Here is a 24618-nt window from a genome sequence, read left to right as displayed (position 1 = left end):
GTGGCGGGTGCGGAACTTGTGTAGCCTGGGAAGGCCTAACGCCAGGCGAGCCTTTTCCACGGCTCCCTTCATATGACAAGGAGATGTTTCATGAACGCCAGCTGGATCCCTGTTGCCGCCTTCACTGCGCTGTTCACCGCCCTGGCCGGCTGTGCCGGCGGCAGTGGCCATGATGACAGTGCCGACGCCGCAGCCTCGCCCTCCGCCGACTACATCTGCCAGGATGGCAGCCAGTTCACCATCGTCTTCGACAGTCAGGACAGCGCCGAGGTACAGATGCACGGCGACAGCTTCCCGCTCGAACGCCAGCCCGCCGCCTCGGGCATGCACTACGCCTCGGAAAACGGCCAGCACGTCTTCCGTGGCAAGGGCAACGAGGCCACCTGGACCATCGGCCGGCGCATGCCGGTACAGTGCGAAGTCAGCAGCTGACGCCCGCACTATTCCCGGACACTCTCCGCGGTCGACCGACAAACGCATTTTCCGCCGCCTGCTTTCCGCAAGGAAAGTCGGCGGCATTCGCCAGACATTTCTCCAGCGGCACAACGACCAAGCCGCAGCAGGAGGCAAGATGGCACGCTACTTCAACGACCCCACCCTACCCAGCCCCGAGTTTCCGGGCTCCCATCTGGTCATGGACGAACACTACGTCCATCTGTCGGGGCTGACCGCCGCCGATATCCAGGGCAGTGACGCCATTCTCGGTGACGCCGCCGAAGAAACTCGCTGGATCCTCAGGCGACTGTCTCACCTGCTCGAGCAGGCGGATTGCACCCTGGCCGACACCGTGCGTGTTCAAGTGCACCTCACCGACCTGTCGCTGCAACAGGCGGTGGATGATGTCTACTCCGAGTGGTTCGAGGCTGCGCGCTATCCGGCGCGTACCTGCACCGTGTCGCCACAGCTGCATGGCGGCGCCGCCGTGGAGATCACCCTGACCGCCCGGCGGCCCGAGGGGGCATCGCCAGATGAGCCCAGCGAGGGCTGAGTCTTCTTGACCAAGCCTTAGGCGCTGTCCGAAAAGTCGACGAGCGAAGGTTAGACAAGGCAAAAATCGGTGAGAAAGCGCAGTTTACGGGGTGTAAATGAGCATTTTGACCGGGCTGGCGCACCAGCCGATTTTTAACGCCGTATTACCGAGCGCAGGCACTTTTCAGACAAGCCTTAAGCTCCGATCGCGCCAGGCTGAATGGTTCAGGCCAGGATCATCACCACGCAGGCCGCGGTGAGCGCCCCCATCACCCCATTGAACACCCGCCAGGATCGGTCGCTCTTCAACAGGCGGCCGATGGCGGTGCCAAACCCTGCCCACAGAGCGATGCAGGGCAGCCCCACCAGTTCCGCCACGCCCGCCAGCAACAGGGCGTTGACCCAGGGGTTGCCGCCGTCCGGCAGGAACCCCGCCATCAACGCGATACCCATGACCCACGCCTTGGGGTTGGCAAACTGGAACGCCGCCGCCTGCACGAAGGACAGCGGGCGGGCATCGCCTACCCGCAGGTCCGGCGGCGGGGCCGTCGCGATCTTCCACGCCAGGTACAAGAGGTACAGGCTGCCGACCAGCTTGAGTCCGCCCTGCACCACCGGATAGCGCTCGAACACCACCCCGAGCCCGAGCGCGATCGAGGCGAACAGCACAAAACAGCCGCCCAGGATGCCGAACAGGTGTGGCAGGGTACGCAGGAAGCCGTAGTTGGCGCCGGAGGCGGTCAGCATCACGTTGTTGGGACCCGGCGTGATGGTCATTGACACCATGAACAGCGCTGCCGGAAGCAGAAAGGCGAGCTGACTAGCGGTCTCTTCCATGATTGTACCCCTACAATTTTTGCATTATGGTGTGAAACTAAGTGAATTGACCCCGGTTTTTAAAGCATACTCAGGCAACAATTGCCGTCAAAGAGTTTATTGTCACCATGACAAACTGGGCTCCCTCCCTCGAATTCGACTCCCGCTCGGCCCGCTATCGTCAGATCGCCTCGGCCATCGGCGAGGCCATCGACCAGGGCCAGCTCGCCGCCGGCGATCGACTGCCCCCGCAACGGGCCCTGGCCGACGCGCTGGGCGTCACCGTGGGCACCATCACCCGCGCCTACAGCGAAGCCCAGCAACGGGGCTGGGTATCGTCCCGGGTCGGCAGTGGCACCTACGTCAATGACGCCGCCACCGGCAACAGCCCCTTCGATGTACACGTCGCAGCCGACTCCGATGGCGTGGTCGACATGAGCCTGAGCTTTGCTCCGCCGCACCCCTGGCGTCATCAGTGTCTGCAGCAGGCCCTGGCGGAGGTGACCGAGGACCCGGCCTGCCTTGCCATGGTCGCCGCCTACCAGCCCGACATCGGCACCCGGCAGCACAGAGAGGCGCTGTCACGTTGGCTTGAGGATCTCGGCTTTCCCCTGCACGAGGTGCTGGCGATCACCCAGGGCGGCCAGCACGGCATCGACCTGTGCCTGAGAGCCCTGACCCGCCCCGGCGACAGCGTGGCCGCCGACGCCCTCACCTATCCGGGGTTCAACGCCGCCACCCGCCACGCTCACCTCAAGCCGATGGCGGTACCCCTGGACGACGACGGCATGGACATCGATGCACTGGCACGCCTGTGCCAGCGCCAGGTGCCCCGCCTGGTCTACCTGACCCCAGACCAGAACAACCCCACCAGCGCGGTGCTTTCGCCACAGCGCAGGGAACAGCTCGCCGCCCTGGCGCGTCGACATGACTTCTGGCTGATCGAGGACGCCGTCCAGTACCTGCCGCGGGAGGATCGCGGTGTGTCTCTACTGGAACTGGCGCCGGAACGCACGCTGCAGGTATTCAGCACCTCCAAGGTGCTTTCCGGTGGCCTCAGAGTCGGCACCCTGCAGATGCCGGCCACCCTGCGCGAGCGCATCGGCAGCCTGTTGCGGGCGCAGTCATGGATGTGTCCGCCGCTGATGACCGAGGTGGCGCGGCGCTGGATCGCCTCGCCCCGCTACCCAGAACTGCTGGCCTGGCAGACCGCAGAGCTGGCCGCTCGGCAGCGTCTGGCACGGGCAAGCTTCGAGGCCCTGACGCCCCGCCATCTCACCCACGGCGCCAACTTATGGCTACCGCTGCCCGAGGGCCGGCGGGCCAGCGAGGTACAGGCCCTGCTGAAGAGCGAAGGCGTGCTGGTGGCAACGCCTGAACCCTTCTGTACCGGCAGCGAGCCGGCGCCCCAGGCCATTCGCCTGTGCGTGGGCGCCCCCGACAGCCGCGAGTCCCTGCAACAGGCCCTCGCCACCGTGCGACGTGTGCTGGAGCAGGGGGACACCAGCCCCTGGGCAACACTGTAGCGACGGTTCGACACCTGCCTGAATCCGCTGACGTTGTGAACCAGGTCCAGACGTCCATCGACCCATCCCTGCGCTAGCCGACCCAGTCGCTGCCCCCGATCATGTCAGCGGCGAAATCTGTATAGAAGATCGGGCACAGTCTGTGACACACATCGTCACTCCCCCCTGGCGATTCTCGCCTGCCGTTCGACGATAGCCGCCTTGACGCCGCGCCATTGCCCTGCTGTTAATGTATATACATTAAAGTTTTCCCATCATGTTCGGCCACGTCTCGGGAGCTCGCCACCATGCATCGACTCGTCATCACCCCAGGCCAACTCACCCTCCAGGACATGCGCAGGCTCCTCACGTCACCGACAGTGGTGTCTCTGGAGCCCTCGGCATACGCCGCCATCGACGCCTCGGTGGCGACGGTGGCTGGCGTCATCGACGAGGGACGCACCGCCTACGGGGTCAACACCGGCTTCGGCCTGCTGGCTCAGACCCGCATCGAGCGCGAACGCCTGGAGGACCTGCAGCGCTCGCTGGTGCTATCCCACGCCACCGGCGTCGGTGAACGCCTGGACGACGAGCTGGTAAGGCTGATCATGACGCTGAAGGTGGCAAGCCTGGCACGCGGCTACTCCGGCATTCGCGGTGAAGTCCTGGACGCCCTGATCACCCTGATCAACACCGAGTTCTGGCCGGTCATCCCCGCCAAGGGCTCGGTAGGTGCCTCGGGCGACCTGGCGCCACTGGCCCATATGAGTCTGGTGCTGCTGGGCGAGGGCCAGGCACGCCACCGTGGCGAGACCCTCTCGGGACGGGACGCCCTGAACGTGGCTGGCCTGTCGCCCCTGACCCTGGCACCCAAGGAGGGATTGGCGCTGCTCAATGGCACCCAGGTCTCCACCGCGCTGGCGCTGCGCGGTCTGTTCGAGGCCGAAGATCTGTTTGCCAGCGCCACCGTGTGCGGCGCCCTGAGCGTCGAGGCGAGCCTGGCCTCACGGGTTCCCTTCGACGCCCGCATCCACGAACTGCGCGGCCAACCCGGGCAGATCGACGTTGCCAGGGCCTATCGTCACCTGCTCGAGGACACCAGCGAGGTGGGGGCCTCCCACGCCGACTGTGACCGCGTCCAGGACCCCTACTCGCTGCGCTGCCAGCCTCAGGTCATGGGCGCGGTGCTCGACCAGATCCGCCACGCGGCCAGGGTGCTCGAGATCGAGGCCAACGCCGTCACCGACAACCCGCTGGTGTTCGCCGACAACGGCGACATCCTCTCGGGCGGCAACTTCCACGCCGAGCCGGTTGCCCTTGTGGCCGACAATCTGGCGCTGGCGCTGGCGGAGATCGGGGCCCTGTCGGAGCGACGCATCTCGCTGATGATGGACACCCACATGTCCCGGCTTCCCCCCTTCCTGGTCGAAAACGGCGGCGTAAATTCCGGCTTCATGATTGCCCAGGTGTCAGCCGCCGCGCTGGCCAGCGAGAACAAGGCTCTGGCCCACCCTCACAGCGTCGACAGCCTGCCTACCTCGGCCAATCAGGAGGACCATGTGTCCATGGCGCCGGCGGCGGGACGGCGACTCAAGGAGATGGCGGCCAATGTTCGCGGCGTGCTGGCCATCGAATGGCTGGCAAGCTGCCAGGGCCTCGACATGCGCGAGGGGCTTGCCTCGACACCTTTGCTGGAGCAGGCCCGTCAGCGACTGCGTCGCCGGGTGACCCACTATGACCACGATCGTTACTTCGCACCGGACATCGAGGCCGCCACACGTCTGCTGGACGAAGGCGCATTGTGTGACCTCGTTCTCGACGATCTTCTGCCCAGCCGCGCGCCCTGACTCGACAGGCTTCGCTGGTTCGGACTAAACCGAAAGGATCAATGAACTCAGCCCCAGGTGCCACAAACCCGCCACCAGCGAGAGTCAGCCGATGAATCATGACAAGATGGCCGCCAGACCACACGTCGAGCAACAGAGGCCGCTGCCCCACGCCTTCGTCATCCTCTTCTTTCTCGCCCTGCTGGCGGCCATCGTCACCTGGTTCGTCCCCAGCGGAAGCTTCGAACGCATCACCAACGCCGACGGGCGCTCCGTCATCGTCGCCGGCACCTACCAGGCCATCGACTCCCCGGGCATCGGTCCCTTCGAGTTCTTCAACGCCTTCTTCGAAGGGATGAAGAGCGGCTCGTCGATCATCTTCTTTCTGGTCATCGTCGGCGGTACCTTCGGGGTCCTGAGACGCTCCCGCGCCATCGAAGGGCTGGTCCACTTCCTGCTGGTGAAGCTCAAGGGCCGCGAGATCCTGATCATCCCGCTGATGATGACCTTCTTCGCCCTGTGTTCCGGTACCTACGGCATGATCGAGGGCAGCATCGTCTACATCTTCATCCTGCTGCCGCTGGCGCGACGTATCGGCTACGACGCCGTGGTCGCCGCCGCCATCCCGCTGATCGGCACCGCCATCGGCTACACCGGCTCCTTTCTCAATCCCTTCAACGTCGGCGTCGCCCAGAGCATCGCCGAATTGCCGCTGTTTTCCGGCATGGGCTACCGCTTCGTCTGCTGGCTTGCGTTCGTCGCCCTGAGCATCGGCTACGTTATGTTCTACGCCCGTCGCGTGCAGGCAAGGCCAGAGCGCAGTGTGGTCTACGGCCTGGCCCCGCCCGATGAAGAAGGACCGGGCGATCACGTCGACCTGACCCCTCGCCACCTGCTGATCCTCGGCGCCTTCGCCCTGGCCCTGGTGGCGATCATCGCCGGGGTCAGTGCCTTCGGCTGGTACCTCAAGGAGATGGCCGGCGTCTTCCTGCTGCTGGGTATCGTCACCGGACTGCTCGCCGGCATGCGAGCCAACACCATCGCCGGAGCCTTTTCCACCGGCTGCAAGGACATGATGGATGGCGCCCTGGCGGTGGGCCTGGCCTTCACCATCGTGGTCATCGTGCAGCACAGCGAGATCATCGACACCATCATCCATTCGCTTTCCACGCTGATCGGCGACACCTCGGCGTCGGCCGCAGCACTGGGCATGTTCGCCATGCAAAGCGCGATGAACTTCATCGTCACCTCGGGCAGCGGCCAGGCGGCGCTGACCATGCCCATCATGACGCCCATCGCGGACCTCGCCGAGGTACACCGCCAGGTCGCGGTGCTGGCCTTCCAGTTTGGCGACGGCATCTCCAATGCCTTTACTCCTACCGCCGGCTGGTTGATGGCGGGACTCACCATCGCCGGCATTCCCTGGAGCCGCTGGATGCGTTTCATGCTGCCGCTGATCGCCCTGCTCTATGCCCTCGGCGCTGTGCTCATCCTGCTGGCGACCCTGGTGGTCTGGCCCCTCGCCTGACGGTCTGCACTCACGGAGCTTCGTCTTGACCAGCAACACGCTACCCTTGAGCCTTGCGATGATCGAACGCCTGGTGGCCTTCGACACCACCAGTCATCGCTCCAACCTTGAACTGATCAACGACGTCGCCGGCTGGCTCGAGGCGCGTGGGGCAGCGGTGACCCTGCTCTACAACGACAGCGGCGACAAGGCCAACCTGATCGCCGAATTTGGCCCCCGCGACGCCCCGGCCCTGCTGGTTTCCGGCCACACCGACGTGGTGCCGGCGAGCCACGCGGACTGGCGCGTCACCGCCCCGTTCACGCCGAAACGCCACGCTGAACGCCTGTACGGTCGCGGTACGGCGGACATGAAGGGATTCATCGGCGTGGCCCTGACGAAACTGGCCGCCTGGCAGGCAGAGCACTCGCGTCACTCGGTGTTGCTGGCGCTGTCCTTCGACGAAGAGGTCGGGTGCCTGGGTGCCCCGCTGATGCTGCCGTTTCTCGAGGTCCACAAGGAACGCCTGCGGGGCATCATCGTCGGCGAACCCACCGCGATGCGCATCGCCAACGCCCACAAGGGCCACGTCGGCATGCGCGCCACCATCGAGGGCGTGGGAGGCCACTCGGGCTACCCGGGGCGAGGCGTCAACGCCATCGACGTCGGCGCGGGCGTGGTTGCGCAGATCCGCCAGCTGGCACGGGAAAAGCGCCTGATGTCGCTCACCGATCAGCGCTTCGATCCCCCCTACTCCACGGTCCACGTCGGGCTGATCGAGGGTGGCAGCGCGCTGAATCAGATCCCCGAGCACTGCCGCATCGACTTCGAGATGCGCCCGCTGCCCGGGCAGCCCGCCATGGAAATCCTCGAGCGCCTGCGCAAGGACTTTCCCAGCGGCCTGGATCGCGACCTGATCGGCCTGGGCCGTCGCGCCAGACTGACCCTGGAATGCCGCGGCCAGTACCCACCGCTGGACGAACGCCGCCAAGGCTACCTGTCATGGATCGCCGAGCTGGCCGAATGCAGCGTCGAGCCGTTGGCGCTCGGCTTCGGCTGCGAGGCCGGGCTGTTCGCCCAGCTGGGCGTCCCTACCGTGATCTGCGGCCCCGGCAGCATCCATCAGGCCCATCAGCCAGACGAGTTCATCGCCTTCGATCAGATCACGAAGTGCGAGGGTTTCTTCGACCGGCTGTTGTCACAGCTGTCCTTTCCTCTTCCTGACTTCCACCGCCTGGAGGCCCCATGAACCTGCGCATCCATCCCGACACCATGGTCAGCGACGAAGACGTCGCCGCCTTCCAGCGCGACGGCGCCATCTGTCTACGCGGCATCTTCTGCCCCCAGGAGCTCAAGCGACTGGCGGAGGGCATCGAGGACAACCTGCGCGATCCCAGCCCCCGGGCCAAGGTCGCCAGTCGACCCGATGACCCAGGCTGGTTCTTCGAGGACTTCTGCAACTGGCAGACCAACGAAGCGTATCGGGGTTTCATCTTCGACTCGCCGCTGGGGCTTATCGGGCAACGCCTGATGGGCTCGCGCCAGGTACGCCTCTACCACGACCATCTACTGGTCAAGGAACCGGGCACGCGCCAGCGTACCCCCTGGCACCAGGACCAGCCCTACTACAACGTGGAAGGCAGTCAGAACGTCAGCATGTGGCTACCGGTGGATCCGGTATCCCGGGCGGCCACCCTGGAGTTTGTGGCCGGGTCCCACAAGGGGCCCTGGCTGATGCCACGGACCTTCATGGACCACCAGGCCAGCTGGTTCCCCGAGGGCAGTCTGGCCGAGCTGCCTGACATCGAGGCCCAGCGTGAACGCTACACCATCCTTGGCTGGGCGCTGGAACCCGGCGACGCCGTATTCTTCAACATGCTGACCCTGCACGCCTCGGGTGGCGTCAGTGGCCCTCATCGCCGTCGCGCTTTCTCGGTGCGTCTGCTGGGTGACGACATGGTCCACGCACCGCGGGCCTGGACCACCTCGCCGCCCTTTCCCGGCCTCGCCGACGAACTGCCCGCGGGCAGCCCCATGGAGCATCCGCTGTTTCCGCTGCTGGCAGGATGAGCCTGCCCGCCGGCCTGCTTGGCGGGGCATAGGGGCAAGACGACGTCGCCTACCCGCGCGGGAGACGTTCGGTCGCGCCGCAGGACGTCACTCCACCGGGAAGGCGAACGCCAGCGCGATCCGGTTCCAGGCGTTGATGGAGACCACCAGCGCCGTCACGTTGACCTGCTCTTCGGGGGTGAATTCCGCGGCCAGGCGGGTGTAGTCGCCGCCGCCGATCTCCTGGCCGCTGACCAGCGTCAGCGCCTCGGTCCAGGCCAGCGCTGCCTGTTCACGGCGACTGAAGAGCTGGGTCTCTCGCCACGCCGACAGAACATCCAGACGCGACTGCTGCTCACCGTCCTCGCGTGCTTCCTGGCTGTGCATGCGCAGACAGAAGGCGCAACCGTTCAGCTGGGAGGCGCGCAGCTTGATCAGGTGCACCAGCTCAGACTCGATGCCCGCCTCGGCCACGGCGCGCTCGAGTTCCACCAGGGACTTGGCCAGCATCGGCTGGTGGCGAAAGACGTCGGCCCGGGTCAGACGTTGATCTTTCATTCGGGACTCCTCACAGGACGGTAAAGGAGGTAGTCTTTGCGCGTTTGAATTCCTTACCGCTGGCCGCCTGATCGCGCCTGTCTGCCTCGAGCGATGGCCCTGCTGCACAGGGGCTTTCCTGCGCAAGGGCCTTGCCGTGCCATGGCCTCCAGCGTCAACGCCGACAATGAGACCGTCCTAGATGTGGTTCCAGAGCACCCTTCGCCTCGCTGCCCGCCCCCGGGGCTTTCACCTGATCACCGATGAGGTCGTTCAGGCACTGCCGGACCTGCCGAGCATGCGCATCGGCCTGCTCCACGCCTTCATCCAGCACACCTCGGCATCGCTGACCATCAACGAAGACGCCGATCCCACGGTACGTGGCGACTTCGAGCGTCACTTCAATGTGATGGTGCCGGAGAACGCACCCTACTACCGTCACACCCAGGAGGGCAGCGACGACATGCCGGCCCACCTCAAGGCCAGCCTGCTGGGGCCATCACTCAGCATTCCCATCACCGAGGGGCGCCTGGCGATGGGCACCTGGCAGGGTATCTATCTGTGCGAGCACCGCGACCACGCCGGGCCTCGCCAGCTTGTGCTGACCTTGAACGGCGAACGCACCCGCTGGCGCCCGGAACAGGCGATGCCCGACCCCTACCGCCGTCGCGACTAAGTCACCCTGCTGTCGCCATCAGCGGGCCCCGCGTGCAGAGCTTCGGCCGCGCACCCTGCACGGCTGTCACCGGTCATCCTCGCTTCCGCGCCTTCCTTGCCTTCCTAGCCTTCTCGGCTTGCCTGGCCCGGTTCAGGACTTCGCCAGGCGTCGGTAATCCGGTTGTTCGTTGCAGCGCCACAGGTACCAGGACGCCACCGAGCGCCAGGGCCTGCAGGGTTCGCACAGCTCGCGGGTCTCCCTTGGCGTCGGCATGCGTTCCCAGCCGAACAGGTAGCGCGCGCCGTCGCGGATGCCCAAGTCATCCACCGGCAGGATATCGGGACGTCCAAGGGTGTTGATCAGCATCATCTCGACGGTCCAGCGGCCGATACCCTTGATGGCGGTGAAACGCTTGATCAGCTCTTCGTCCTCCATCTCGGCGGCCTGTTCGCGGTTGGGGATTCGACCGTCCAGTGCCGCCTCGGCGAGGCCCTGGAGGGTCGCCTGCTTGCGTGCCGAGAAGCCACAGGCTCGAAGCTCCTCCGAGGAGAGCTCGGACAGTTGCCGGGGACTGGGGAAATCCTGCCCCGGGAACAGCGCCGTCAGACGGCCGACAATCGCCGCCGCCGCCTTGCCATGGAGCTGCTGATAGGCCACCGCCCTGGACAACGACTCGTAGGGGCTGCGATCGAGGGCGGTGGTCAGTCCGCAGTCGCCCACCCGATCGATCAGCCCCGCCCAACCGTCATCCAACTGGCGCAGATGGGCCTGGGCAGGACCCAGGTGTACGGCGATATCGTGTACTTGCATAGAGGTTCCTTGTCGTCAGGGCGCTCGCTTGAACCGAGCGACACACGCCTTTGGTTTCAGACCTTTGTCGTAGACAAGCCAGGCGCCTGTCAATCCTCGCCCACGCGCTTCAAAAAAAGCGACATCCGGGATGTACCCGCACCGCGACCCGCGTATACTTTGTTGCACTGCGAAACGCCGATATAGCCGACTCGCGTCTCACGCGTCGAAGGCCTTGACGCCTGGCTTCAGCGCCTCCGAGCATGACGCCGCAGATGCTGACCGCCGGGACATCCGTATCCAGCGTACAGGCGCTATTCGCAAGCCCAGTTTGCAAGACCTGTTCGCAAGCCCTATCCGCTCCCCCTGGTCCAACCGGCCAGGGCGTAGCACACCACGCTCAGGACCGAACTCCCGCGATGGACACGTCACAATCGCCTCCCCCGTCACACCAGCGCCTGACCTCCTCGGGTGATGCGACGGGCCGAGCCGATGTGCCTGCTGCTGCCCCCCTTTTACGGCCTCGAGCCAGCGCTCGAGCCGACACGACTCACCCATCCTACCTAGAGGCCTCCCTCCATGTCGGTGTACGACACCCTTTGCCTGCTCGCCGCGATGGCGATGGTGATCTCCCTGATCAACGGCAAGATCGGAAAATTTCAGACCACCATCGCGATCACTGCTGGCGCTCTGATACTGTCGCTGGCCATCGTCATCGCCGGTCACGCGGGCTGGTTCGCCCTCGACGAAACCGCTAAAACCGCCATCAATCAGTTGAATTTCGAGGATTTCCTGCTGAAGGGCATCCTCGGATTTCTGCTGTTTGCCGGTGCGCTGGGGATCAAGCTCCCCCACCTGCGTGACCAGAAGTGGGAAATCGCCATCCTTGCCATGGGCAGCACCCTGTTCTCGACCTTCTTCATCGGCTACAGTCTGTGGCTGCTGGTGGGCTGGCTGGGTATCGACTTCGATCTGATCTACTGCCTGCTGTTCGGTGCCCTGATCTCTCCCACCGATCCCATCGCGGTGCTCGCCATCGTCAAGAAGATGAACGCGCCCCGGCGCATCTCGACCCAGATCGAGGGCGAGTCGCTGTTCAACGACGGCTTCGGTCTGGTGCTCTTCGTCACCCTGTTCGCCGTCGCCTTCGGCGGCACCACCCCCACGGTGACCAGCGTCGGCCACCTGTTTCTGCAGGAGGCGCTGGGCGGCATCGTCTACGGCTTCGTGCTCGGTCAGCTGTTTCACCAGTTAATCCGTCACACCGACGACCACTCCATGGAATTGATGCTGACGCTTCTGGTGCCCACCACCGGCTACGTGTTCGCCGAGTTTCTCGAGGTGTCCGGCCCCCTGGCCATGGTGGTGGCCGGCATCATCATCGGCAACCGTACCCGTCGCAAGGGCTTCTCCGAGGAATCCCGGCAGCATCTCGACCACTTCTGGGAGCTGGTCGACGAGTTCCTCAATGGCGTGCTGTTCCTGCTGATCGGCATGACCATGCTGTCGTTCAGCTTCCACCCGGAGGACTGGGTGCTGATGATCGCCGCCGTGCCGCTGGTGCTGCTGTCGCGCTATCTGAGCGTGCGCCTGGCCTACCTGGGCTTCCGGCGCTTTCGTCGCTACAACCCCTACTCGGTGCGCATCCTGACCTGGGGCGGACTGCGTGGTGGTCTGGCGCTGGCCATGGCGATGTCGATTCCGTCGGGGATCACCGTGATTCCCGAAAAGAACATCGACGTGCGCGAGATCATCCTGGTAATGACCTACTCGGTGGTGGTGTTCTCGATCCTGATCCAGGGATCCAGCATCACCCCCTTGATCAAGCGCGCCAAGGTCTGGGAAACCGAGCAATTCAGGCGTAGCAAGCGCAGCTGATCCGGCGTGCGGCGCCAGCCGAGCTATCCCCTCCCTTGAAGAAAACACGGCCCCGGACAGTTCAAGTGTCCGGGGCCGCCTCGTCTCGACCACCACGGCAGCGCCAGTAACTGGACTTGCCGCGCCTGCGGGAACGTCGCGACCGGCTGGTGATCTCGCGGCCTTACGTCGGTTGCGCCACCAGGGCAAGATTGCGCGGGGTCAGCGCGCGCGGGCAGAACTGGCTCAGACTGACCTCGAAGCCGGCCTCCTCGAGCCACAGGGCCCGGTCCAGCACCAGCCACACCTCCAGCGGCCGGCGAAACAGATGGCGCACCAGCTCGAGTCGATTGACCCGCTGCAGACACGCTTCGCCACGACGTCGATAGGCGTCCCAGTCGATCCCGTCGGGCACTGTCAGTCCCTTCTCCCGGGCGGCCCAACGACAGAAGTCCTCGAAGCGCTCCGGCATCCTGCCGTAGGCCAGACTCGGCACCGCCAGATAGTCGTCGACTCCGCGCAGCCGGCGCTGAAGAGCATCGAAACCCAGTCGCCAGGCGTTCGCCTGTTCACGCTTGCGTCGCTCTCCCTGGCTGGCGGTCACGGTCTCCTGCACCGACAGCGCCAGCGCCTCTCGGTCCAGCGACAGACCATGGCGCTCTGCCTGTTGCTGCGCCTGACGCGACAGGGGGCGATAGATCTTGTCACGGGTACGCTGGTAGCAGCAGGGAGCCAGACTGATCGCCACCTTCTGTTCACGTGCCAGCTCCAGCAGGCGCACGTGAAGATCGCCACAGGCATGCAGCGCCACCACCCGATCGGCGTCACCGAGGTGTCGGCTCACGCTGGGCGCCATCACGTCCTGCTCGACCAGCGTCACCTCCAGTCCCTGCCGCTCGGCCAGCGCCTGGCCGCTTTCGCACAGCGCCGGTTGCCACTCCAGCGCGCAAATGGAGCCGTCGTGGCGGCGCGCCAGCAGACGCGAAAGATGTCCCTTGCCGGCACACCACTCGACAAGCCGCTGCCCCTGGCCGATGGCCACCTGGGGCGCAAAGGCCAGCATCTGCTGCCACTTGCGACCTCCCACGTGGGCCGCCCACGCCTCGGGCGCCTGGATCGGCGGCGCTCCATCGGGAACCCTGACCAGGCGCGCCAGTTCATCCACCGGTAGCCAGGCGGCCAGCGGCGAGGCATCGAAAGGCCTCTGCTGCAAGCGCTGGCACCGAGCGTCGTCCAGCGCCTGCAGGCAAGCGGCGACATCGCCGGCGGGCGCCCGCTCGGGCCAGGGAGTCCCGGCATGGGTAAAGGGCGCCGGCGACCAGAGCCAGTGCCAGTCGGCGAGCAATCGGGTCAAGGCCTCGAGGCGCTCGGCGTGGAGCGAGGGAGTGTTCATGCGGTCGCGAAGATCATGGTAGCTAAAGGTGGGTGTTGGGCGATGGACAGTGGACGGCGTGCGTCATGGTACCAGCAGGCCGCAGGCGGGACATCGATCAAGCGATGGGCAGACCACACTGGATCGTCGGCGCCGGGGCGGCTAGCCTGAACCTTTTCGACTCTCGCTTCGGTCTGGTTTCGGCGTCGTTCCGGTCCGAAGCTGCGCTGGTTCCGCTCTTGTTCACTCTTGGTTCTCTCTTGATTCACGCTGGATTCACGCTGGCTCCGCTCATGCCCCTTCTGCGATTTCGACCGTCACATCGCTGCTCTCTCCCACGCCGATGGACGATGCCGAGGCTGGCTACTCTGACGATACTGTTGGTGCTCGGCCTCGATGCCCAGGCATCCTGCACCAACACTGCAACAGGCGCTGGCCTGGCGCCCGGCGACTGGATCACGCCCGGTGACGCTCGCCCCCATACGGCGCCGACGATGGGCTGGCCGATGCTCGCCCGCCAGCAGGTGGTCCTGCTGGGTGAACAGCACGATCGTCCCGACCACCATCGATTCCAGCTGGCGAGCCTGGCCGCCCTGCACGCCCATCAGCCGGATCTGGCCATTGGCCTTGAGATGCTGCCGAGAGAAAGCCAACCGGCACTGGACGCCTGGATCGCCGGTGACATCGATGAGGCCGCCCTGCTCGAGCAGAGCCAGTGGTACCGCTACTGGGGCTTCGACCCCGAGCTGTACCTGCCGGTGCTGCGCTTTGCCCGGGACCAGGCGCTGCCGCTGAAGGCACTGAACGTCACCCCTGAGCTGCGCCAACGGCTGGTCGAGGATGGCGTCTCCACACTGCCGCCGGCACAACGCCACGGCATTCCCGAACCCGTACCGGCCATGCCGTCCTACCGTGAACGGCTCGAGGCGAGTCTCGAGGAACACGCCCTGGAACTTGCTGGCGAAGGCTTTGGCGAGGGCTTCGACGACAACATGATCGACGGCTTCGTCTACGCCCAGCAGGTGTGGGACATGGCCATGGCCCAGGGGCTCGCCGCCCTGGTCGAAGATGGCCACCTGGCGGTGGGCCTGGTGGGAATGGGTCACGCCAGCCACGGCGAGGGAATCGAGGCACAGCTTAAGAGCCTGGGTATCGCCGATGTCGCGAGCCTCTTGCCGCTGTCTGCCGACGACGCCTGCGAGGCCGAAGCGGGACTTGCCGACGCCGTCTTTGTGGTACGCGAAGACAAGCAGAGCGAGGGGCCGCGACTCGGGGTAGGTGTCGAATCAAGCGAGGACCGACCGGGCCTGGTGGTGACCGAGATGGTACCGAACAGTCCCGCCGAGGCTGCGGGGCTGCGCGTCGGCGACCGCATCCTGAACTTTGCCGGGCATGGCATCGCGCATCCCTACCAGCTCAAGGCACTGGTGCCTCGCGTACTGCCAGGCACCCAGGCCAGCATCACGGTGACGCGCGATCACCAGCGCCAGACGCTAACGGTGCGTTTCCCGATCGTGGAACCCGCTCTGGACGTCGAGCGAGGTGAAGGGACTCGACAGCACCAGCGACCCGCACTGCAACAAGAGCAGCAACAAGAGCAGCAACAAGAGCAGGAGCCCCAAGAATAGCGCTCCGACATTCAACGCCGCCGGTCGGTATCCAGCTCGACCAGACGGCGAGCCAATTCCTCTAGCTGATGCGGGGCGAAGACCTCGATGCCTGCGTCGCGCAACAGCGCGGCGGTCACGCCTTCACCGGCGATCCTGCTGCCACTGAAGCGGCCATCGTACACCTGGGTGCTGCCACAGGACGGACTGGCATCGGTCAACAGCGCCAACCGGCAGTGGTAGCGCCTGGCGGTGGCGAGCGCTCGCCTGGCGCCCGCCACAAAGGCCTCGGTGGGATCACCGCCGTCGATATCGACGATCCTGAGCTCGCCTGCCAGCACCTGAGCGCCGCTGCCTCCTGCGATCTCCGCCGCGGGCCGCGGTGTGGGCAGGCCTCCCGCCACCTCGGGGCACACCGGCACCAGCCGCCCCTGGTCACGCCACAGCGCCAAACGCTCGTCGCCGAGCCACTTGTGCCCGGCGTCATATCGCACCGGATCCCCGAGCAGGCAGGCGCTGACCAGAAGTGGGGTCAGTTCTGCGGCGGCGGATGATGATTTCGGGTCCATCGTATCTACTCGTTCTACACAAGAGAGGGCGCAAGGGCGGCGACGACAGTCCCATGGTGCACCGGACCTGGACACAGACCAAGCCCGGTGCCGCCTCGGCGGCACCCGTGGTAAGCTCGCGTCTCGCAACATCAGCCAACCTTCAGTGAAGTTCAGGAGTCATCCCATGGTCCAGGCCACCGCCCGCCACATCCTCGTCGACAGCGAAGAAAAGTGCCAAACCCTCAAGACCGAGATCGAGAACGGTCGTGATTTTGCCGAGGTTGCCCGCGAGCACTCCTCCTGCCCGTCCGGCCGCCAGGGCGGCGACCTGGGCAGCTTCGGCCCCGGCCAGATGGTGCGTGAGTTCGACGAGGTCGTCTTCTCCGCCGACCTCAACAAGGTGCAGGGCCCGGTGAAGACCCAGTTTGGTTATCATCTGCTGGAAGTCACCAGCCGCGGCTAGGCTTGCCGAAAAGGCGCCTGCGCTTGGCGACCTTTCGACCGAGCCTCAGGCTTGCCTGAGCAGCAACGACAACGCCGCGAGAGATCGCGGCGTTGTCGTGTCGGCGTGTCGAGTAATCCGCTGGACACGATCCGAGCGGGGCTATCAGAGCGGGGCTATCAGAGCGGGGCTATCAGAACGGGGCTGTCAGAGCGATACCGTCAGAGCGGGGCTATCAGAGCGACACTGACAGGGTCATTCCACCCGGGTCAGGGGTTCGCCACGGGTGTGGATCATCACCACGATCAGTTCCGCCGGTGTGTCGTCGCTGGCATTGACCAGCTGTACGTGGCGCACGCCCTCGGGCTCTCGCCATTCGTCTCCGGGGCCAAAGCGTTCTTCTTCCCCGCCTTCAAGCTGCGAGATCACCTCGCCGGTGGCCACCTTGACGTAGGCCGGCCCTGCGTGACGGTGAGGCGGCAGGCTGGCCCCCGGGTCCAGGGTGACCAGCACCATGGTCGAGATCAGATTCGAGTCATCGGACACCCACTTCTGCTGCATGATGTTCTGGGACACGCTCGGCGTCACCTGCTCGCCCGCCTGCGCCGACGCCCGGGGCAAGACCGCGACCATCAGCGCCAGGCCGAGTCCCAGCAGCACCAGCGAACGCCAGGGTGACTGCGCCAGCGCCGCTGCCCTGCTCGCCATTGGCTGACTTGCCATTGCACTGCTGGCCAATGCACTGCTTGCCATAGTACCGCTTGCCATAGCACCGCTTGCGATTGCTCTGCTTGCCATTGCTTCAGCCACATTTTTTTTATACGTCAGGGGGGACACTCGAGCCATGGATCGATCCTCTTGCCGAAGACGCCGTCGAATTGGGAATCCTTGAGTAGCGCGGCTGCGGCCTTCCTTACACGAGTCTGTCCAACGCACATCGTCGAACACCGTGTTCCACGCGTGACTGCCGGTTCTTGCACAGTCTCTTGGGAGAATTCACCCGCCTGGTCCGCTGGGCTGGGTTAGCCTAGGCAAAAAACAAGAACCCATGGACCGCGACGCTATCTGTTACCCGATGATGAGGACCCCCCTATGCCGATCACCGACACTCCCGACCGTTACGGCAGCATCAGCCGTTTCTTCCATTGGGCCATCGCCGCGTTGGTGGTGTGGCAGCTCGTTACCGCCAGCGCCAGGTTCCTGTTCGAGGACTCCTGGCTGGATGAACTGCTGTGGGGCAGCCACAAGCCCGTGGGATTGACGATTCTGGTGCTGATGCTGCTACGCGTGAGCTGGGCGCTGATCAACCAGCGGCGTCGCCCGGCACGGGTCAACCTGGCGTCGCACCTTGGCCATGTCGCGCTCTATGGACTGCTGATTCTCATCCCCTCCATCGCGCTCCTTCGCCAGTACGGCTCCGGCCGCGCCTTCTCGCCTTTCGGCATCGAACTGATGGCCGGCTTCGAAGGAGACGAGATCGCCTGGATGGAGGCCCCCGCCAACCTGCTCCATGGCTGGCTGGGCTGGGCCCTGTTCGCCCTCGCCCTCGGCCATGTGGTAATGGCGATGCTCCATCGCGTCAGCCGCCACAGTCCCGACGTACTGCCGCGGATGACCAACGTCACCCCACGCGACTGAGACGCGCCGGGACGGCGCCCGACTGTGTGCAGATCAGAGCGGTCGCGCTAGGATGGGCGGGGTCAATCGATAAGGACGTCTCCATGCCTCGCCCGCATCCCTCAGCATCTCTATCCGCCCGGGTCGCACCCGGGCGGCCTGTACCTGCCGCCGAAGGGGCCCAGACATGAGCGCCCCGATCATCGACGTCAAGGGACTGACCAAGGTCTACAACGGCGGTTTCGAGGCGCTCAAGGGCATCGATCTTGAGATTCGTCGCGGCGAGATCTTCGCCCTGCTCGGACCCAACGGCGCCGGCAAGACCACCCTCATCAGCGTCATCTGCGGCCTGGTCAATCCGTCCTCCGGGCGTGTGCTGGTCGATGGCCATGACATCCTCGACGACTTCCGCGCCGCCCGCTCGCGCATCGGGCTGGTGCCCCAGGAGTTGACCAGCGAGGCCTTCTCCACCGTCTGGGATACCGTCTCCTTCAGCCGCGGCCTGTTCGGCAAGCCCAAGGACCCGGCGCATATCGAGAAGGTACTGCGCCAGCTGAGCCTGTGGGAGAAACGCAAGAATCGCCTGATCACCCTGTCCGGCGGCATGAAACGACGAGTACTGATCGCCAAGGCGCTGGCCCACGAGCCCCAGGTGCTGTTTCTCGACGAACCCACCGCCGGGGTCGACGTCGAACTGAGGCGCGACATGTGGGAGGTGGTACGTGGACTCAGGCAGAGCGGCGTCACCATCATCCTCACCACCCACTACATCGAAGAAGCCGAGGAAATGGCCGAGCGCATCGGCGTGATTCGCGCAGGCGAACTGGTGCTGGTCGAGGACAAGCAGACACTGATGGCGAGCCTGGGGCGCAAGGAGCTGACCCTGCACCTGCGCGAACCGCTCTCCCAGTTGCCCGAGGCGCTCGCCCACCGCAGCCTGACCCTGGCCGATGACGGCCACGCCCTGGTCTATCGCTACGACGGTGCCGACGACGGCGAAGGCGCCATCGCCGACCTGCTGGGCGAGGTCGACGCCGCCGGCATCACCTTCAAGGACCTGCACACCCGTCAGAGCTCGCTGGAAGAGATCTTCGTCAATCTGGTCAAGGAACGGACATGAACCTCACCTCGGTCAAGACGCTGTATCGGGCCGAAATGGCCCGCAGCCTGCGCACCATCCTGCAGAGCGTGGTCTCTCCGGTGCTGTCGACCTCGCTGTACTTCGTGGTGTTCGGCTCGGCCATCGGGTCCCGCATCAGTGAGGTCGAGGGCATTCCCTACGGGGCCTTTATCGTGCCTGGCTTGATCATGCTGATGCTGCTGACCCAGAGCGTCTCCAACGCCTCTTTCGGGATCTTCTTTCCACGCTTCTCCGGCTCCGTCTACGAAATCCTGTCGGCGCCGATCTCGCCGCTGGAGATCGTGCTGGGCTTTGTCGGCGCCGCCGCCACCAAGTCGATCGTCCTGGGGCTTATCGTGCTGGGTACCGCCAGCCTGTTTGTGCCCTTTACCATCGAGCATCCACTGATGATGCTGCTGTTTCTGGTGCTCACCGCCCTGACCTTCAGCCTGCTCGGCTTCATCATCGGTATCTGGGCCGACGGCTTCGAGAAGCTCCAGCTGGTGCCACTGCTGGTGATCACCCCGCTGACCTTCCTCGGCGGCACCTTCTACTCCATCGACATGCTGCCACCGCTATGGCAGACGGTGACCCTGTTCAATCCGGTGGTCTATCTGGTGTCGGGCTTTCGCTACAGCTTCTACGGGCTCGGTGACGTCAGCGTGTGGATCAGCCTGGGCATGATCCTGTTGTTCATGGCCGTGGCCCTGGTGGTGATCCACGCCATCTTCAGAAGCGGCTATCGACTCAAGCCCTGAATCCAGGGACCCTTTCGACCCAACGGAGCAAGGGAAGCGCTGAAGAAATGTCGCGAGCGAAGAGAGGTCAGCTGCCGCCGGAGCGGAAAGTTTCGATTTTACATATAGTTAAATGAGAAGCTTGAGCACCGCCGGCGGCCGAGATGTCGAGCGCAGCAATTTATGCAGTGGTTCCCAATTGCGTTATCATCTGCCGCCGCCCCCCCTGCCCACGAGGTCCCCATGCCGATATCCGCCTGTGTCATCCAGCGCCTCGACAAGAGCGCCAGCGACAGTCCGGCAACCCTTGTGCCCGCAAGCGAACTGCATCCCGACAGTGACGCTCTGGACAGCCTGGTCACCCGCCTGACCGATGCCTACCACGGCAAGGCCAAGCGCTGGGGACGGCTCAATGAGCATACTGTCGCGGTGAGCGAGGTAGAGCAGGACGCTGTGGGCGCCAGCGATGCCTCTGTTGACGAGCCCCCGGCTGATGATACCCCGCCTTGGGACGACGCCGCGGCTGAATCCACCGGCCTGGTCGCCACGTCCAGCCGCTTCCCGGCCGAGTTCAAGGCCTACCTTCAGGACGAACGCGACCTGCAAACGCTCGCGGCGTCTCTGGGTGAAGCGATCAAGACACTGGTCGACGACCACCTGCCCACCGGTGGGCACCTGATCCTCGCCGACCAGCGCCAGGGCGAAACCCGCCACCTGTTTCTGGCGCTGGTGCACCATCGTGACGGCTTCGTCATCGGTGACGACGGCCGCGTCGCCATTACCGGTCAGGTCAACCACAGCCAGATGTCGCTGGCCTTTCGCCTCAACCTGACCCAATGGCAGGAAGGCGGCCCGTCGAGCCAGTACCTGTCACTGCTGGCCGACCGTGGTGCGCGCAAGCTGGCGGACGACCTGCAGGCGCTGCTCGGCGCCAGCGAAGGGGTCGACCCGAAGAGCGAGACCCGCACCCTGCTCAAGGCGTTCAGCGACTACGTTGAGCGCGAGGACATGGCCGAGGAGACCTCCCGCGAGAAGACCGACGCGCTGATCGACTACGCCCAGGATCAGGCCAGCCGTGGTGAGGCCATGACCCTGGACGAGCTGTCCGCGCTGGTGGACGACGACAAGCCGCGGGCCTTCTACGAGCACATCCGCAACGCCGACTACGGGCTGTCTCCGGAGATTCCGCCGGACAAGCGCACCCTGAACCAGTTCCGCCGCTTCACCGGCCGCGCCGAGGGCGTCTCGATCAGCTTCGACTCCCATCTGCTCGGCAACAGCATCGAGTACGACGAGGAGCGCGACCGGCTGATCATCAAGAAGCTGCCCAACAAGCTCAAGGAACAGCTCCAGGGCGGCTAAAAGTCCTCTATCAGGGCCAAGAAGGCTCGCCAGAAGAGCCTTCTTGGCCCTGCTTCAGCCTCAGTGCATGACGATCCCTGGCCAACGACGGGAGCGGCGCCCATCGGGTCCTCCTGTCGTCGCTCTTCTCGCTGCATCCAGTCCCTTCCCGCAACTCACCTCTCTTGTCGCAACGCCCCTTTCTGCAGCTCCTCTTGCTGCAACGTCCCTTGCCACAACACCTCTTCCCACAACGCTTCATGCCGCAACGCCATGGGTCCTGCATTGCGGGCATGCACATCTCTTGAACCATTTTAGAGCGATCACTCAAAAATAGTTTGAGTGATCGCTCAATGACCGTTAGGGTGGCGACGCGACATCGCAAAGGTCAGTCCGTGACCTCAGGTACATCGACGCACCGCCACCAAGGTGCAAGGGAGATGAGCAACGTGAGCGACGTAATGGAACATGTCGAAACGCGCCATACTTGGATCGAAGGCCATCGCCTCGCCTACAAGGAGATGGGACAAGGCCAGCCGCTGCTGCTGATCCACGGCATTCCGACCAACAAGTTGATGTGGCGGCATGTGATGCCGGAACTAGCCCGGCAGTATCGCGTGATCGCACCGGATATGCTCAATTACGGCGAGTCGGACATGCCCACGGATGCCGACGTCTCCATCAATGCCCAGGCCCGCCTCCTCGTGAAGCTGATGGATGCCCTGGGAGTGCCCAGCGCCGACATCGTCTCCCACGACATCGGTGGTGGCGTCAGCCAGCTGATCGCGGTCAACCATCCAGAGCGGGTACGCCGCCAGGTGCTCATCGACAGCGTGTGCTTCGATTCCTGGCCGATACCAGAGTTCAAGCAGATGCTGGAGCCGGGGGTCGAGGCGTCCACCAGCGTCGAGGAGTTCATCGCGACCATGCGCGACTTCATGCCCAAGGGCGTCCACGATCCCGAGGCGGCGACCGAGCGCCTGAAGGAAATCTACGTCGAGCCGTGGAACAGCGCCGAAGGCAAGGCGGCCTTCTTCCGCAACATGCGCCGCCTCAACAAGGAATACACCCAGGCCATCGCCGGTGAGCTGAAGAACCTCGAGATCGCTACCCTGGTGCTATGGGGCGACAAGGACAACTTCCAGAAGCCGGACTACGCGCCGATGCTGGCGGATGCCATACCCGGCGCCAGACTTGAGTGGATCAAGGACGCCGGCCACTGGGTGACCGACGAGCAGCCGGAGGCGACCAGCCGTCATATCCTCGAATTTCTCGACAGGTCTGCCTAGACCTCGACCACACGATCCAGGCGCAGGTCATCCTCCGGGCGCTCGCCGGGATAGCCGCCGGGCACGGCCACCACCCGGGTGTCCCCCACCGTCAGCATCACCGGGTCGTGGACGTGGCCGTGGACCCACAGCGCCACGCCCTCCATCAGCGACTCGAGGCGTGAGGCGAAGGCCGGCGACAGCGGGTCGCCCTGATAGTGGGCGGGAATGCTCTCGGCCAGGGGGGCGTGGTGGCTGACCACCACCGTGGCACCGCCAAACGGCCTGGCAAGCTCGGCCTCCAGCCAGGCCCGGTTCTCGCGGTGCAGCTCGACGCTGCGTTCCGGCGAGAAGACCTCACCTTCGGGTTCTTCGATGACCGCGAAGTCGGGCATCTGTCGCAGTGCAGCGGACAGCGTCTCGGTGGGAATGTCCTGCGGGTCGGGACGCTCGTCGTAGAGCGCGAAGTCGGTCCACAGTGTCGTGCCCAGAAAGCGCACGCCGCCGAGTTCCAGCCGTGCGTTGTCGAGCAGGTGAATGCCAAGCTCCCCGGCCCGTGTGGCCATCTCCCGGCGCAGGGCGCCCATGCGGTGCTTGTAAAATTCGTGATTGCCGGGCACGTAGATCACCGGCTGATCCGCAAAGCGCCTGGCCGCCCACTCGAGCCCCTTGAGCCCGAGGTGGATATCCCCGGCCAGGATGACCGCGTCGGCCTCGACTTCCGGCAACTCACGATCTCCGTCGAAGTGTTCCAGGTGCAGGTCGGACAGTATTCTCAGGCGCATGGTGTCGCCTCCCGGTTCCCGGCTAGAGGTTACGCTCGGTCAGGGCAAGCCTCGCGCCCAATCCCACGAACAAGGCGCCCAGCCCTCGTTCACACCATAGCCCAAGCCTGCGACTGCCGCGCAGGGCCTTGGCCAGCCTGGCCCCAGCGATCACCAGCGGAGGCTCGACCACGGCCGCCACCAGGATGATGGCCAGCCCGTGCAGCGCCAGCTGCAGGCTGACGGGTCCCGCCCCGGCCACCACGAACTGGGGCAGGAAGGCCAGAAAGAAGATCGAGACCTTGGGGTTGAGCAGCGAGATCATGATTCCCTGGCGGTAGATGCGGGCGCCGCTGGCAGGAACCACAGGCGCCGTGGCGGTGTCCTCTGTCCCCCGCGCCAGCAGCGACTTGAGCCCCAGCCACACCAGATAGGCGGCGCCCACCCACTTCACCAGACTGAAGGCCAGCGCCGAGGTGGCGAGGATCGCCGACAGACCCAACGCGGCCATGATGACGTGCAGCCCCGCCCCGCTCCATACCCCGAACATGGCGGCAAAGCCGCCACGGCGGCCATGGCGTGCAGTCTGGCCCAGCACGTAGGCCATGTCCGGCCCCGGGGAAAGGTTGAGCAGCAGTGCCGCCGACAGAAACGTGACCCAGTGGGCCAGGGAGTACTCGAGCATCGCGGTCTTGGCCTGGATAAAGATGGAGTGTCGAATAAAGGAACACGCCAGACGCCCCGATGGGGGCATGGGGTGAATCCCCAGACTAGGTCGCGCGTCCGGGCGCGTCCACACTATCAGTTGAGGGAGCACGACCGACTGACGCATGCTAGACGCTTCCCCCCACTCACGCCCCCTGGCACTGGCCAACCGGGGTGTCACGACCACCCGCCCCTGCACAGGAGTTCGTCATGCCGCTTCCCCGCTCGACCACATCATCTGCGCTGCCTCGCCTCGGCTTTATCGGTATCGGCCTGATGGGCGATCCACTCAGCCGCCGGCTGGCCGAGGCCGGGCATCCGTTGACACTGTATAACCGCACCCGGACCAAGGCCGAGGCGGTGGCCGCCGACACCGGTGCCCGGGTAGCCGACAGCGTCGCCGAGCTGACCGCGGAGGTGGACGTGATCCTGAGCTGCGTGGCCAATACCGAGGTGCTGCGCGAAGTGATGCTCGGCAGCGAGGGTGTCATCGCCCGGGCGCGACCGGGACAGCGCATCATCGACATGACCAGCGCCGACCCCGCCGCCTATCCCTCGATCCAGCCCAACTATCTGAGCAC

25 protein-coding genes are annotated in these 24618 nt (G+C 65.1%); 17 read left to right on the top strand and 8 right to left on the bottom strand.

From position 1 onward, the window contains the following. Positions 1-90: 90 nt before the first annotated feature. Together NH448_RS17770 and NH448_RS17765 are read left to right on the top strand one after the other, a co-directional pair. A complete protein-coding gene (locus NH448_RS17770) occupies positions 91-432 on the top strand; it encodes an MliC family protein (RefSeq protein ID WP_108447738.1) in 342 nt (113 codons plus the stop codon). A 139-nt stretch (positions 433-571) separates the two neighbouring features. Then, the gene (locus tag NH448_RS17765; protein ID WP_045995003.1) at positions 572-988 is read left to right on the top strand and encodes a RidA family protein; all 417 of its coding nucleotides are present in this window, start codon (positions 572-574) and stop codon (positions 986-988) included. A 206-nt stretch (positions 989-1194) separates the two neighbouring features. Here the strand turns inward: NH448_RS17765 and NH448_RS17760 are convergent, their stop codons facing one another. Beyond that, positions 1195-1806: a LysE family translocator gene (locus tag NH448_RS17760; protein WP_045994283.1), complete on the bottom strand. Its 612-nt coding sequence runs from the start codon at positions 1804-1806 to the stop codon at positions 1195-1197. 107 nt (positions 1807-1913) lie between these two features. Between NH448_RS17760 and NH448_RS17755 the strand changes: the two genes are divergently transcribed. From NH448_RS17755 to NH448_RS17735, 5 genes are all read left to right on the top strand, one after another. Next, the gene (locus NH448_RS17755; protein WP_253029134.1) at positions 1914-3311 is read left to right on the top strand and encodes a PLP-dependent aminotransferase family protein; all 1398 of its coding nucleotides are present in this window, start codon (positions 1914-1916) and stop codon (positions 3309-3311) included. Positions 3312-3598: 287 nt separating this feature from the next. Beyond that, a complete protein-coding gene (gene hutH / locus NH448_RS17750; RefSeq protein WP_253029133.1) occupies positions 3599-5137 on the top strand; it encodes a histidine ammonia-lyase in 1539 nt (512 codons plus the stop codon). A 91-nt stretch (positions 5138-5228) separates the two neighbouring features. After that, positions 5229-6644 (top strand): AbgT family transporter, encoded by a 1416-nt coding sequence (locus tag NH448_RS17745; RefSeq protein WP_052704477.1) that lies wholly within the window; start codon positions 5229-5231, stop codon positions 6642-6644. A gap of 25 nt (positions 6645-6669) precedes the next feature. Next, the gene (gene argE, locus NH448_RS17740; protein ID WP_185696423.1) at positions 6670-7872 is read left to right on the top strand and encodes an acetylornithine deacetylase; all 1203 of its coding nucleotides are present in this window, start codon (positions 6670-6672) and stop codon (positions 7870-7872) included. Then, positions 7869-8693, top strand: coding sequence for a phytanoyl-CoA dioxygenase family protein (locus tag NH448_RS17735; protein ID WP_124804401.1), 825 nt, complete (start codon positions 7869-7871; stop codon positions 8691-8693). The genes argE and NH448_RS17735 overlap by 4 nt, the downstream gene beginning before the upstream one ends. An 87-nt stretch (positions 8694-8780) precedes the next feature. Here NH448_RS17735 and NH448_RS17730 read toward each other — a convergent pair whose 3' ends face one another. After that, positions 8781-9230 carry a carboxymuconolactone decarboxylase family protein gene (locus tag NH448_RS17730; RefSeq protein WP_108447732.1) on the bottom strand — a complete coding sequence of 150 codons (450 nt, stop codon included), beginning with the start codon at positions 9228-9230 and terminating at the stop codon, positions 8781-8783. A 181-nt stretch (positions 9231-9411) separates the two neighbouring features. Here NH448_RS17730 and NH448_RS17725 point away from each other — a divergent pair, with 181 nt between their 5' ends. Beyond that, positions 9412-9885 carry a secondary thiamine-phosphate synthase enzyme YjbQ gene (locus NH448_RS17725; protein WP_124804400.1) on the top strand — a complete coding sequence of 158 codons (474 nt, stop codon included), beginning with the start codon at positions 9412-9414 and terminating at the stop codon, positions 9883-9885. 132 nt (positions 9886-10017) lie between these two features. Here NH448_RS17725 and NH448_RS17720 read toward each other — a convergent pair whose 3' ends face one another. Next, positions 10018-10677, bottom strand: a complete 660-nt coding sequence (locus NH448_RS17720; RefSeq protein ID WP_108132734.1) for a DNA-3-methyladenine glycosylase — start codon at positions 10675-10677, stop codon at positions 10018-10020. A 558-nt stretch (positions 10678-11235) separates the two neighbouring features. Here NH448_RS17720 and NH448_RS17715 point away from each other — a divergent pair. After that, a complete protein-coding gene (locus NH448_RS17715; protein ID WP_045994275.1) occupies positions 11236-12534 on the top strand; it encodes a sodium:proton antiporter in 1299 nt (432 codons plus the stop codon). Between the two features lie 163 nt (positions 12535-12697). Here NH448_RS17715 and NH448_RS17710 read toward each other — a convergent pair whose 3' ends face one another. Then, positions 12698-13906 (bottom strand): methyltransferase, encoded by a 1209-nt coding sequence (locus tag NH448_RS17710; RefSeq protein ID WP_253029132.1) that lies wholly within the window; start codon positions 13904-13906, stop codon positions 12698-12700. Between the two features lie 329 nt (positions 13907-14235). Between NH448_RS17710 and NH448_RS17705 the strand changes: the two genes are divergently transcribed. Next, entirely contained in the window at positions 14236-15513 is a 1278-nt protein-coding gene (locus NH448_RS17705) for a ChaN family lipoprotein (RefSeq protein WP_253029131.1), read from the top strand. A gap of 11 nt (positions 15514-15524) precedes the next feature. Here the strand turns inward: NH448_RS17705 and NH448_RS17700 are convergent, their stop codons facing one another. Beyond that, positions 15525-16061, bottom strand: a complete 537-nt coding sequence (locus tag NH448_RS17700; protein ID WP_185696421.1) for a DUF523 domain-containing protein — start codon at positions 16059-16061, stop codon at positions 15525-15527. 166 nt (positions 16062-16227) lie between these two features. Here NH448_RS17700 and NH448_RS17695 point away from each other — a divergent pair, with 166 nt between their 5' ends. Continuing rightward, positions 16228-16506 carry a peptidylprolyl isomerase gene (locus NH448_RS17695; protein WP_045994272.1) on the top strand — a complete coding sequence of 93 codons (279 nt, stop codon included), beginning with the start codon at positions 16228-16230 and terminating at the stop codon, positions 16504-16506. Between the two features lie 234 nt (positions 16507-16740). On the opposite strand, the gene NH448_RS17690 is transcribed toward NH448_RS17695, so the two are convergent. After that, positions 16741-17193: a cupin domain-containing protein gene (locus NH448_RS17690; RefSeq protein WP_249743089.1), complete on the bottom strand. Its 453-nt coding sequence runs from the start codon at positions 17191-17193 to the stop codon at positions 16741-16743. A gap of 384 nt (positions 17194-17577) precedes the next feature. On the opposite strand from NH448_RS17690, the gene NH448_RS17685 reads away from it, so the two are divergent. The 5 genes from NH448_RS17685 (at position 17578) to NH448_RS17665 (ending at position 22589) form a co-directional block, all read left to right on the top strand. Then, the gene (locus NH448_RS17685; protein WP_222517005.1) at positions 17578-18123 is read left to right on the top strand and encodes a cytochrome b; all 546 of its coding nucleotides are present in this window, start codon (positions 17578-17580) and stop codon (positions 18121-18123) included. Positions 18124-18289: 166 nt separating this feature from the next. Next, positions 18290-19222, top strand: coding sequence for an ABC transporter ATP-binding protein (locus NH448_RS17680; protein WP_108132730.1), 933 nt, complete (start codon positions 18290-18292; stop codon positions 19220-19222). Beyond that, entirely contained in the window at positions 19219-19980 is a 762-nt protein-coding gene (locus NH448_RS17675) for an ABC transporter permease (RefSeq protein WP_108132729.1), read from the top strand. The genes NH448_RS17680 and NH448_RS17675 overlap by 4 nt, the downstream gene beginning before the upstream one ends. Positions 19981-20202: 222 nt before the next feature. Beyond that, the gene (locus NH448_RS17670) at positions 20203-21321 is read left to right on the top strand and encodes a nucleoid-associated protein (protein WP_253029130.1); all 1119 of its coding nucleotides are present in this window, start codon (positions 20203-20205) and stop codon (positions 21319-21321) included. 419 nt (positions 21322-21740) lie between these two features. After that, positions 21741-22589, top strand: a complete 849-nt coding sequence (locus NH448_RS17665; protein ID WP_253029129.1) for an alpha/beta hydrolase — start codon at positions 21741-21743, stop codon at positions 22587-22589. On the opposite strand, the gene NH448_RS17660 is transcribed toward NH448_RS17665, so the two are convergent. Then, complete coding sequence (locus NH448_RS17660) at positions 22586-23353, bottom strand: metallophosphoesterase family protein (protein WP_124804395.1); 768 nt, start codon at positions 23351-23353, stop codon at positions 22586-22588. The two genes, NH448_RS17665 and NH448_RS17660, sit on opposite strands and share 4 nt — an antisense overlap. A 22-nt stretch (positions 23354-23375) precedes the next feature. Then, a complete protein-coding gene (locus tag NH448_RS17655) occupies positions 23376-24086 on the bottom strand; it encodes a LysE family translocator (protein ID WP_366078345.1) in 711 nt (236 codons plus the stop codon). A 161-nt stretch (positions 24087-24247) separates the two neighbouring features. Between NH448_RS17655 and NH448_RS17650 the strand changes: the two genes are divergently transcribed. After that, the coding region (locus NH448_RS17650) for an NAD(P)-binding domain-containing protein (RefSeq protein WP_253029128.1) at positions 24248-24618 on the top strand (371 nt) is incomplete at its 3' end.

The sequence above is a fragment of the Halomonas sp. OfavH-34-E genome (genome assembly GCF_024124525.1).
GTDB classification, from domain to species: domain Bacteria; phylum Pseudomonadota; class Gammaproteobacteria; order Pseudomonadales; family Halomonadaceae; genus Halomonas; species Halomonas litopenaei.
The sequence above is the reverse complement of the archived record's forward strand: the minus strand, read 5'-3'. Positions and strand labels throughout refer to the sequence as shown.

What these genes read in the sequence shown, in the direction of transcription:
- NH448_RS17745 (WP_052704477.1), top strand. Translation starts at nt 5,229, where the DNA reads ATGAATCATGACAAGATGGCCGCCAGACCACACGTCGAGCAACAGAGG.
- NH448_RS17705 (WP_253029131.1), top strand. Translation starts at nt 14,236, where the DNA reads ATGCCGAGGCTGGCTACTCTGACGATACTGTTGGTGCTCGGCCTCGAT.
- NH448_RS17670 (WP_253029130.1), top strand. Translation starts at nt 20,203, where the DNA reads ATGCCGATATCCGCCTGTGTCATCCAGCGCCTCGACAAGAGCGCCAGC.
- NH448_RS17730 (WP_108447732.1), bottom strand. Translation starts at nt 9,230, where the DNA reads ATGAAAGATCAACGTCTGACCCGGGCCGACGTCTTTCGCCACCAGCCG.
- NH448_RS17710 (WP_253029132.1), bottom strand. Translation starts at nt 13,906, where the DNA reads ATGAACACTCCCTCGCTCCACGCCGAGCGCCTCGAGGCCTTGACCCGA.
- NH448_RS17700 (WP_185696421.1), bottom strand. Translation starts at nt 16,061, where the DNA reads ATGGACCCGAAATCATCATCCGCCGCCGCAGAACTGACCCCACTTCTG.
- NH448_RS17665 (WP_253029129.1), top strand. Translation starts at nt 21,741, where the DNA reads ATGAGCAACGTGAGCGACGTAATGGAACATGTCGAAACGCGCCATACT.
- NH448_RS17680 (WP_108132730.1), top strand. Translation starts at nt 18,290, where the DNA reads ATGAGCGCCCCGATCATCGACGTCAAGGGACTGACCAAGGTCTACAAC.
- NH448_RS17660 (WP_124804395.1), bottom strand. Translation starts at nt 23,353, where the DNA reads ATGCGCCTGAGAATACTGTCCGACCTGCACCTGGAACACTTCGACGGA.
- NH448_RS17675 (WP_108132729.1), top strand. Translation starts at nt 19,219, where the DNA reads ATGAACCTCACCTCGGTCAAGACGCTGTATCGGGCCGAAATGGCCCGC.
- NH448_RS17685 (WP_222517005.1), top strand. Translation starts at nt 17,578, where the DNA reads ATGCCGATCACCGACACTCCCGACCGTTACGGCAGCATCAGCCGTTTC.
- NH448_RS17720 (WP_108132734.1), bottom strand. Translation starts at nt 10,677, where the DNA reads ATGCAAGTACACGATATCGCCGTACACCTGGGTCCTGCCCAGGCCCAT.
- NH448_RS17715 (WP_045994275.1), top strand. Translation starts at nt 11,236, where the DNA reads ATGTCGGTGTACGACACCCTTTGCCTGCTCGCCGCGATGGCGATGGTG.
- NH448_RS17755 (WP_253029134.1), top strand. Translation starts at nt 1,914, where the DNA reads ATGACAAACTGGGCTCCCTCCCTCGAATTCGACTCCCGCTCGGCCCGC.
- NH448_RS17770 (WP_108447738.1), top strand. Translation starts at nt 91, where the DNA reads ATGAACGCCAGCTGGATCCCTGTTGCCGCCTTCACTGCGCTGTTCACC.
- NH448_RS17690 (WP_249743089.1), bottom strand. Translation starts at nt 17,193, where the DNA reads ATGGCGAGCAGGGCAGCGGCGCTGGCGCAGTCACCCTGGCGTTCGCTG.
- NH448_RS17735 (WP_124804401.1), top strand. Translation starts at nt 7,869, where the DNA reads ATGAACCTGCGCATCCATCCCGACACCATGGTCAGCGACGAAGACGTC.
- NH448_RS17655 (WP_366078345.1), bottom strand. Translation starts at nt 24,086, where the DNA reads ATGCCCCCATCGGGGCGTCTGGCGTGTTCCTTTATTCGACACTCCATC.
- NH448_RS17760 (WP_045994283.1), bottom strand. Translation starts at nt 1,806, where the DNA reads ATGGAAGAGACCGCTAGTCAGCTCGCCTTTCTGCTTCCGGCAGCGCTG.
- NH448_RS17765 (WP_045995003.1), top strand. Translation starts at nt 572, where the DNA reads ATGGCACGCTACTTCAACGACCCCACCCTACCCAGCCCCGAGTTTCCG.
- hutH (WP_253029133.1), top strand. Translation starts at nt 3,599, where the DNA reads ATGCATCGACTCGTCATCACCCCAGGCCAACTCACCCTCCAGGACATG.
- NH448_RS17695 (WP_045994272.1), top strand. Translation starts at nt 16,228, where the DNA reads ATGGTCCAGGCCACCGCCCGCCACATCCTCGTCGACAGCGAAGAAAAG.
- NH448_RS17725 (WP_124804400.1), top strand. Translation starts at nt 9,412, where the DNA reads ATGTGGTTCCAGAGCACCCTTCGCCTCGCTGCCCGCCCCCGGGGCTTT.